The following is a 6,724-nucleotide window of genomic DNA, read 5'->3' on the forward strand; positions in this document are numbered from 1 at the left end:
GTCATTCTCGACCGACTCTCAGGTTTCGGCCGCCGTTCGATGTCTGCACTTCTCCGAAACCGACCAGCTTACTGCGCGGCAACGGAATGACGCGAAGGGCCAAAACCCGACCTTCAAAAGAGGGCCGCTAACGTCGACGCGCTCGTCATGGCTCTCGGATACTCTCGTCGAGCCCGCGAAGGAGTGGGTAAAGGAAATACGATATGACGCTGCGCTCGCCTGCCTTGATTTCCGCAGTCACGGCCATCCCGGGGATCAGGCGGAAATGGTCTGGTACATTCCGCAGCTCGCCTGAGGTGAGCTTGATACGAGCCTTGTAGTGGGGCCGCGCTTCTCCCTCCTTCTTAGGGTCTGGAGTAAACACGTCCTCCGATAGCATTCTGACCACTCCCTCCAGCGTGCCATGTTTTTGAAACGGCCACGCTTCGAGCTTCACGCGCGTGAGAGATGCCGTCTTGACCTGGCCCACGTCGCGTCCTTCCACCAGAACCTCCGCCTCAAGTGGTGAATTCAGAGGAACTAGTGTGTAGAGCGGCTCCGCCTCCTTCATGACGGACCCAACCGAGCGTTGAGCCACGTCGAGGACGATGGCATCGGCAGGCGCCTCCAGCACGGTGACCTCGTTTCGTCGGGCCGCCTTGTCGAGCTGCTTGGCCGCAGTATCGCGCTCGCGGCGAGCCTGGACGAGATCCTCGCCGAGTTGCTGGCGGAACTCGGCCACATAGACGGCCTTGTCAGCGTTAACACGATTCAGCGTCTCCTGAAGTTCCAGACATTCGTTGGCAGCCAGTTGCATGTCTCGCTCGATCTGCATGCGCTGGGCCTCGGCATCAAGATAACTGATCTTGGTACCCACCTCTTTCTTGAACAGCTCGCGTCGCATGTTCTCGAGTTCGCGTGCGATCACGAGGCGCGGCTTCAATGCGTCTTGGTCGGCAGTCTTGGTCGCGATCTTGGCTTCCGTTTCTCGAATTTGCCGGTCAAACGATTCGACCTTCGCCCTGTACTTCTCGACGCGCCGCGTCCAGATTGTCATTTGCAGGCGTGCCTCGTCGTCAATCGTCTCCGGCGCGTATGGCCTGTCTGCGATTTCGGCATCCAAGCGGGCGATCTGTGCGCCGAGGCTCGCCATCTTGCCGCGGAGCTCCGCTGCGTCGGCCATGCTGAAAGTGGGATCGAGCGTGGCCAGAGGGTCACCCTTCTGCACCATGTCTCCGATCCTGGCATTGAGGCTGCGGACGACGGAGGTTTCAAGCGGCTGCATGACCATCGTGGCAGCGGTCGTGACAAGCTTGCCTTGGGCGACCACGATCCGGTCGACCTTCGCGATCGATGCCCAAGTTATACCGCACGCGATGAGTGCAAGGAGCATGTACAGCACCGCCCGTTCGCTCGCGGGCGGGCGCTGCTCGTCGACCTGGCGGGCATCACTTTGGAACTCAAGTGCAACGGGCAGAAGTTTGCTCATGCGGCGAGATGGCGATGTTGCTGATTCCAAAGGTGACGGTAGGTGGTGCAGCGAGACATTAGCTCGCCATGTGATCCCTGATCGACAAGCCGACCGCGATCGAGGACGACGATCTTGTCAGCGCCCACCAGCGAAGATAGGCGATGCGAGACGACGATGACGGTACGCCCCTTGGCGATCTCGGAGAGATTTGTCTGGAGGATTGCCTCGCTCTCCGGGTCAAGCGCCGAGGTTGCCTCGTCGAGAATAAGGATCCTCGGTTGACGGAGCAGGGCTCGCGCGATCGCGATCCGTTGCTGCTGCCCGCCCGAGAGGTTCGTGCCACCTTCCTCCAGAAGCGTGTCGTAGCCCTGCGGTAGATTCCTGATGAATTCGTCGGCACCCGAAGCCGTGGCCGCGGCGACGATTTCCTCGAGTGCGGCGTCGGGTTTGGTCGAGCCGATGTTTTCGCGGACCGTGCCGCGGAACAGGAAGCACTGCTGCAGCACGATGCCGACCTGGCTGCGGAGGTGCGGCAGGTCGATCTCGCGGGCGTCGTGGCCGTCGATTCGCACCGAACCGAGCTGAAGCGGGTACATGGCACGGATGAGACGCGTCAAAGTGGTCTTTCCGGAGCCGCTGCGGCCGACGATCCCGAAGACCTCACCCGGCTGAATGGTCAGGGAAACGTCGTCGAGGGCCGGCGGCGCGCTCTCGGAATAGCGAAAGGTGACGTGATCGAACTCGACCTGTCCGGCGATCGGCGCCCGAAGCCCGCGGACATTCGGGCTCCGTTCCGGCCGCCGGTTCATGATCTCGCCGAGCATGCGCACCGACAAGCCAGCCTCCTGGTACGAATGCACCAATGAGACGATCTGCCCAAGCGGCCCGGTTACGCGGCTCGAGAGCATGTTGAACGCGATGAGTACGCCCACGGTCATCTGGCCGTCGAAAACGAGCTGCGCACCGAACCCGATGACGGCGACCGTAAGCAGCTTCTCGAGAAGGCCGATGACCGCCTGCGCCGACGTCGAGATCCGGCCCACCCGAAAATGCGACTGCGCGGCCTGGGCGCAGCGCGTGTCCCACTCTCGCCGCCGCAACGGCTCGGTCGCGAGCGCCTTCACGGTCTCCATGCCGTGGATGGTCTCGACGAGATAGGCCTGGCGTTGTCCTTCCGCTTCGTAGAGGGCGCGCAATCGCCGCCGATAGATTGGAACGAGCGCGGCGATGACGCAGGCTGTGAAGGCCGAGAACCCGAGCACGAGCGTGGCCAGCACCTTGCTGTACATGAACAGGAGTGGAACGATGATCAGCAATGAGGTCGCATCGAGCAGCGTCAGAAGGAGCCGCCCGGTGAGGAATTCGCGAATCTTCTCGACCTGTTGCATGTGCTTGCTGATGACGCCGGCCGAGGCGCGCTCGAAGAAATCGATGGAGAGAGACAGCAGGCGCTCGAACGTCCGCGTCGACATTCGGACATCGATGCGCGCCGAGGCATACACCAGGAGAGATCGCCTGAGATAATTGAACGCGGCATCGAAGAGGATTGCGAGACTGACCCCGGCCGCCAGCACGTAGAGCGTCGTGTAGGCCTGATGCACCAGCACTTTGTCGACGACGATCTGGATGAAGATCGGCAATGCGAGCGCCAGGACCTGGAGCATGAGTGCCGCAATGATGATGTCGCGAAAAGCCGCGCCGTTGCGCAGGATCTCCGGGATAAACCACGCAAAGCCGAAGGGCCGGCTCTCATCCGTGATGGCGTAGTTGCGCCGCAGCAGCAGCGCCTCGCCCTTCCAGTTCTGACAGAACGTCTTCTTGCCGAAAGCAACCACCTCCGGCTGTTTGGACGTCGGATCGACGATGCCGAGCTCTTCGTCCCGCATGCCGATGGCGATCACGCGCCTTCCGTCGGCGAGGCGAACGATGATGGGGTAGGCTTCGCCGAGACGGCCCAAATCCCTCCATTTGAGCTTCAGCGTTTTTGTCCGAAACCCGCTTCTTCGGGCGATGGAGGGCAGCAGGCGGTCGATCGAGTCGTACTCGGCGAGGGCAAAATCATGCTTGAGGCGGTCGACGGAAAGGTCGATCCCGTGGTACCGCGCGACGGCGACTAAGCACTCAAGTGCCGAGTCCATAACAGCGGCCCGCCTTCATCCATGAGGGAAGGCCAACAACGCTCTGTGCTCTTCCGCTGTTGTTAGTGAACTGGGTAACAGCCCCAGTGCCCCGCCGCTCACGAAAGGCGCACCCATGAAGTGCTCGGTGAGGGCAGCAATGTCCGGGAGTGGGCCACTCGTGTGTGTAAGGGAAGCTACCCTGCCGCCGCTCAACTGATCTGGCGCACCGATGGTGTCATTGCTGACGAACTGGGATATCAGATCGGACAGACCACGGGTGTTGGTGGGTGGTCCAGACGCGCCGGATGCAGGCGGATCCGTCACGGCGATGGTTTTCGCCGCCGAGCTCGTGATTGCGCCGAACAGACCATGCGCCTCGCCATCGATGCCGTCGGTGAAATAGAGGGTGTTCGGGCTGCCGTCTCTGCCGCCGCCCCCGAAAGTCAGGGTCCAGAGACCGCCCGGCGTCTGTCCGGAACCGGCGGAGATCGGGATCGTGCCTACCAACTTGTGGGTCTGGGGATCGAAAGCGTTGATTTCACTGTGCTGGAAGCTGAAATTGCCCACCAGAAGATCGTCGCTGAACTGGCCGAAATTGTCCGGAGCGATAGCGACGCCCCACGGAGCGGCGAGAGGGGTGTGAGGGCCGCCGAGCAGCACTCCATGCGGTTCGAGTTTGCCGCTCTCGCTGAAAATGGCCACCGCCCCGTCGCCTTCGTCGGCCGTTGTCTGCGCCGCACGACCGGAAGGCGCATAGGTTACATACACTTCGCCGCCGATGTCCGTCGCATTGAAAGGGACGAGCCCCCGGGCCGCGATCTCGCCCGGGGTCCGAAACGCATGATCGCCTAGGTTGACCGGGGCGAACATACTGTTGAAGACGTCGATGGTCCCGGCTTGGTCGTTGGCGGCGTAGAGCATCGTATGAGCTTCGTTGACTGCCAGTCCGGTATAGACGGCGCCCGGCGTCGTCACTTCGACGGACGCGGTTGACCCGTCTGTCCCGAGGCTGGGGTTCCAGGCGGAGATCTCCCCGTTGAGATCGGCGAAGATGAAGCTGGCGGTCTTCTGGTCGCTGAGCGGGTCGGTCAGCTTGAAAGACGAGTCGTTCGTATTGGAGACCTGTCCCGTGGGGCCCTGGGGTCCGGTCAGCGTGGTCGGGATGTGCACTGTGAAAACGGGAACGGGATTATTGACGTCGGTGCCGGTGCTGCCGTCCACTGAGTAGAGAGTGGCCGAATTGGAGCCCTGGTCCGAGATCCAGAAGGGGCTGCCGTTCCTAAACGAAACGCCCCAAGGGTTCACCAAATTCGGGTCGGTCGCCTTGGCGAGTCCATTGACGTCCGAGACCAGATTCGTCTGAACATAGCTGGCCGCATCGGCGGCGCCGGCGGACGTCGGGTCAGATTGGAACCGCGCTAACATGACTGTTTCCTCCCTGATGCTTGAACGACTGAGGGGGTCGACACGTGATTGAGCTCTAACGCCATAGCTCCCCGCGAATTCAACATCGGCGATCACTGTGCTGTTAGGCACGCCATTGCTCCAATTCGCCGCTGTCGCCCAATCTCCGCCGGGCGGCGCTTCGGCGCCTCCGGCTCAAGCCCTCGCCGATCTATGGAGCAGAACTTTATGGAGCAGAATGCTCCGGCGGTCATGATGCAAATGTACTATTCCTCCGCTGCTACGCCGACTGTCCGTGGAGCGGCCGAGCACCCTGGAGGCGCGCGAACAACGCCACGATTTCTGCCTGCCGATGCGTGTCCGTCTTCGCGAAGATTGCTTGCATCTGATTGCGTGCGGTTTGGTAAGCGATTCCGAGGGCATCGGCGGCGAATTCAAGGTGTTCGCCGGAAGCTACGCGCGTCGCGAGTTTGGCTTCGGCCGAAGTCAGACTGAACAGGTTCCTGACATGCGCTTCGGGCGACATTGAGCATTCTTCGAGATCACGAATAACGACGATCGCGCGCACCGCAGCTAATACGTCGCGGACAACGCCGCTTAGCGGCACTGCGTAGACGGCCAGCGCGCGGCGGCCGGGACGCGCGACCGCAACTGGCGGCATCATGGTCGCCCCCGCGTCGGCATTCACGATCGCGCGCTCGATGAGCTGCCTGAGCGCGCTCGCGGCGTTCCGATCATCTGCGATCAGGTGCCGATTCACTATGCGCAGCTGACCACCAACCAACTTATCGGCCACCTTGTTCGTGCTAACTACACGCCCATCGCGATCGACGAGCAATGCAGCCGTTTCCATCATCTCGAAAGCGTCGGAGATTCCGAGCGCCCGTACGAAACCCAATTCGCGTCCGACCGTGGCGGCGCTGGTCAAGGAGGGCCGAAGAGCAAGAAGCCGTCGTTGCTCGGCCGGACGGAACGGCCCCTGTTTGGGACTGCGCTGAATTGCGAGATACAAATTGTCCTCGCCCGCATCAAAGGCCACGCCGGCGAACCATCGAAAACCACATCTGCCGAGAAGGTCGTTGTAGAACCGTGAACGACGCATTTCCTCCGGCGAAGTGTGGTCCTGATCCACCGTTATCCCGGTGGATAGCAACCTTGGGATACCTCGGTCGCGCCGATCGTGCTCGTACCATCCCTCCTTGATGTAGCGGTCCATCAGTTCGGCCACGCCGGCGCTGACCACAAGGCCAAGTGGTCGGTCGCTTGTGTTGATGGGAATCAGCGCCGCGCCGACAGCGCCTGTAGCCGCCGAAATCTTATCCAATGCCGGCGTCCAGCGGGACGGGTCAACCGCCGCATGGGTAATCGCTGTGAGGATTGCAGTTAGGTCCCACGACGTACGCATGCCCTGCCTCGCGTCCGGTCGTGTTGGAAATATCCAAAACTAGCACTTCGCGATCGTGCGACCCAGCGGGTAACCCATAATAGTCATGAAGCATAGTCATGAAGCTGAGGTCCGAACACAACGGAACCACAGCGAGGGAGGTCGTCAATTACCGTTCAATCACCGTTGGTGTTCGCCAAAACAGTCCAGCGTTTTTCTCGCTCTCGTTGGCGCAAAAATCGGCTGTACACGTCAGTTGTAATGTCTTGTTTGGGTCATTTTCGACCGACTCTGCTGGTTTCCGCTGCCGCTCGATGTCTGCTCCTCCCCAAAAGTGACCTACTTATTGCGCGGCAGCGAAATGAC

The 6,724-nt window shown here is 61.3% G+C and carries 4 protein-coding genes; all 4 read right to left on the bottom strand.

All coding sequences use genetic code 11. The features are described from left to right. Positions 1-145: 145 nt before the first annotated feature. Positions 146-1,468, bottom strand: coding sequence for an HlyD family type I secretion periplasmic adaptor subunit (locus AC629_RS29765; protein WP_084808419.1), 1,323 nt, complete (start codon positions 1,466-1,468; stop codon positions 146-148). Further along, the gene (locus AC629_RS29770; protein ID WP_084808420.1) at positions 1,465-3,588 is read right to left on the bottom strand and encodes a peptidase domain-containing ABC transporter; all 2,124 of its coding nucleotides are present in this window, start codon (positions 3,586-3,588) and stop codon (positions 1,465-1,467) included. The genes AC629_RS29765 and AC629_RS29770 overlap by 4 nt, the downstream gene beginning before the upstream one ends. 15 nt (positions 3,589-3,603) lie before the next feature. Further along, entirely contained in the window at positions 3,604-4,995 is a 1,392-nt protein-coding gene (locus AC629_RS29775) for a TIGR03118 family protein (RefSeq protein WP_084808421.1), read from the bottom strand. Between the two features lie 259 nt (positions 4,996-5,254). After that, positions 5,255-6,298, bottom strand: coding sequence for a helix-turn-helix transcriptional regulator (locus tag AC629_RS29780; protein WP_143199543.1), 1,044 nt, complete (start codon positions 6,296-6,298; stop codon positions 5,255-5,257). Positions 6,299-6,724 lie beyond the last annotated feature (426 nt).

It is taken from the genome of Bradyrhizobium sp. NAS80.1 (assembly GCF_001908205.1).
GTDB lineage: Bacteria > Pseudomonadota > Alphaproteobacteria > Rhizobiales > Xanthobacteraceae > Bradyrhizobium.